Below are 2,289 nucleotides of genomic sequence, written 5' to 3' on the forward strand. Positions count from 1 at the left end.
TTCTGGGTCTGTGTTTGGTTCGGGTGTGGTGTTGGTGTCGGGTGGTACGGGTGGTTTGGGTGCGGTGGTGGCGCGGCATTTGGTGGTGGGTCATGGGGTGCGTGATGTGTTGTTGGTGAGTCGTCGGGGTGTGGGTGGTTCGGGGGTTGCTGGTGTGGTGGGGGAGTTGGAGGGGTTGGGGGCGCGGGTGGAGGTGGTGGCGTGTGATGTGGCGGATCGTGGGGCGTTGGCTGGTGTGTTGGAGGGGCGTGTGTTGTCGGGTGTGGTGCATGCGGCGGGTGTGTTGGATGACGGGGTGGTGTCGTCGTTGTCGGTGGATCGGTTGGCGGGGGTGTTGCGGCCGAAGGTTGATGGTGTGCTGAATTTGCATGAGTTGACGTCGGGTATGGGGTTGTCGGCGTTTGTGTTGTTTTCTTCGGTGGCGGGGGTGTTGGGGTCGCCGGGGCAGGCGAGTTATGCGGCGGCGAATGCGTTCATGGATGCGTTTGCTGTGTATCGGCGGGGGTTGGGTCTGCCGGCGCAGTCGTTGGCCTGGGGGCCCTGGGCGGCGGAGTCGGGTGGGATGACGGGTTCGTTGGGTGAGGTTGAGCGGTCGAGGATGGTGCGGGGTGGGTTGAGGCCGTTGGCGTCGGGGGAGGGCCTGGCGCTGTTCGATGCGGTGGTCGGGTCGGCGGGGCCGGCGCTAGTGGTGCCGGCGCGTTTCGATCTGTCCGCGTTGCGGGCCCGGGGTGCCGAGCTGGAGCCGGTCTACCGCGCCCTCGTCCCCCGCACCCGCACCCAGACGAAGGCGAAGCCCTCGTCGGTGGTGGCCCTCTCGGCCGAGGAAGCCCTGCGGCTCGTACGCCGGAAGGCCGCTGCCGTCCTCGGTCATGGATCGGCCGGGTCCGTGGACGCGACGCGTGCTTTCCAGGAGATGGGATTCGACTCGCTCTCCGCGGTGGAGCTGCGGAATGAGCTGGGCAGTGCGACCGGTCTCGTTCTTCCGGCGAGCCTGATCTTCGACTACCCCAATGCCACCGCGGTGGCCGACCTGCTCGTGGCCGAACTCGGCGCAAAGGCAGGCGCATCGGGGATGAGCACCGCTCACCCGGACATGACGAACGGGGTGCAGAACGCTGCCCGGCACGACGAGCCGATAGCGATCGTGGGAATGGCCTGCCGGTATCCCGGAGGTGTGTCATCCCCGGAGGATCTGTGGCAGCTCGTAACCCAGGAGACCGACGCCATCACGGAGTTCCCCCGCGCCCGCGGCTGGGACACCGAACGCATCTACGACCCACGGCCCGGAGTACCCGGAAAGACCTACACGCGCGAAGGCGGGTTCCTTGATGAGCCAGGCCATTTCGACGCGGAATTCTTCGGTATCAGTCCGAATGAAGCCCTCGCGATGGATCCGCAGCAGCGGTTGTTGTTGGAGTCGTCGTGGGAGGCGTTGGAGCGGGCGGGGATTGTTCCGGGTTCGTTGCGGGGGAGTGCGACGGGTGTTTTTGCTGGGGTGATGTATCACGATTATGCGGGGAGTGCGGCGTTGGGGAGTGTGGTGTCGGGGCGGGTGGCGTATGCGTTGGGGTTGGAGGGGCCGGCGGTGAGTGTGGATACGGCGTGTTCGTCGTCGTTGGTGGGGTTGCATTTGGCGGTGCAGTCGTTGCGGCGGGGTGAGTGTTCGCTGGCGTTGGCGGGTGGGGTGACGGTGATGGCGACGCCGGAGACGTTTGTGGAGTTTTCGCGTCAGCGGGGGTTGTCGGTGGATGGGCGGTGTCGGTCGTTTGGTGCGGGTGCGGGGGGGACGGGGTGGTCTGAGGGTGTGGGTGTGTTGGTGGTGGAGCGGTTGTCGGATGCGCGGCGGTTGGGGCATGAGGTGTTGGCGGTGGTGGCTGGTTCTGCGGTGAATCAGGATGGTGCGTCGAATGGGTTGACGGCGCCGAATGGTCCGTCGCAGCAGCGGGTGATTCGTGCGGCGTTGGCGGATGCGGGTGTGTCGGCGGTGGATGTGGATGTGGTGGAGGCGCATGGGACGGGGACGGTGCTGGGGGATCCGATCGAGGCTCAGGCGCTGATAGCGGCGTATGGGCAGGGCCGTGGTGAGGGTCGTCCGTTGTGGCTGGGGTCGGTGAAGTCGAACATCGGCCACACTCAGGCGGCGTCGGGTGTTGCGGGTGTGATCAAGATGGTGGGGGCGTTGCGGCATGGGGTGTTGCCGCGGACGTTGCATGCGGAGGTGCCGTCGGCGGAGGTGGACTGGTCGGCGGGTGCGGTGGAGTTGTTGCAGGAGCAGCGGGAGTGGAGTGC

The 2,289-nt window shown here is 66.6% G+C and carries 1 protein-coding gene; it reads left to right on the forward strand.

Annotated elements, in window-relative coordinates; translation table 11 throughout:
• A partial coding sequence (locus tag Sdi02f_RS35500; RefSeq protein ID WP_159107711.1) for a type I polyketide synthase occupies positions 1 to 2,289 on the forward strand: 2,289 nt, incomplete at both ends.

Source organism: Streptomyces ardesiacus (assembly GCF_003112575.1).
Taxonomy (GTDB): domain Bacteria; phylum Actinomycetota; class Actinomycetes; order Streptomycetales; family Streptomycetaceae; genus Streptomyces; species Streptomyces ardesiacus.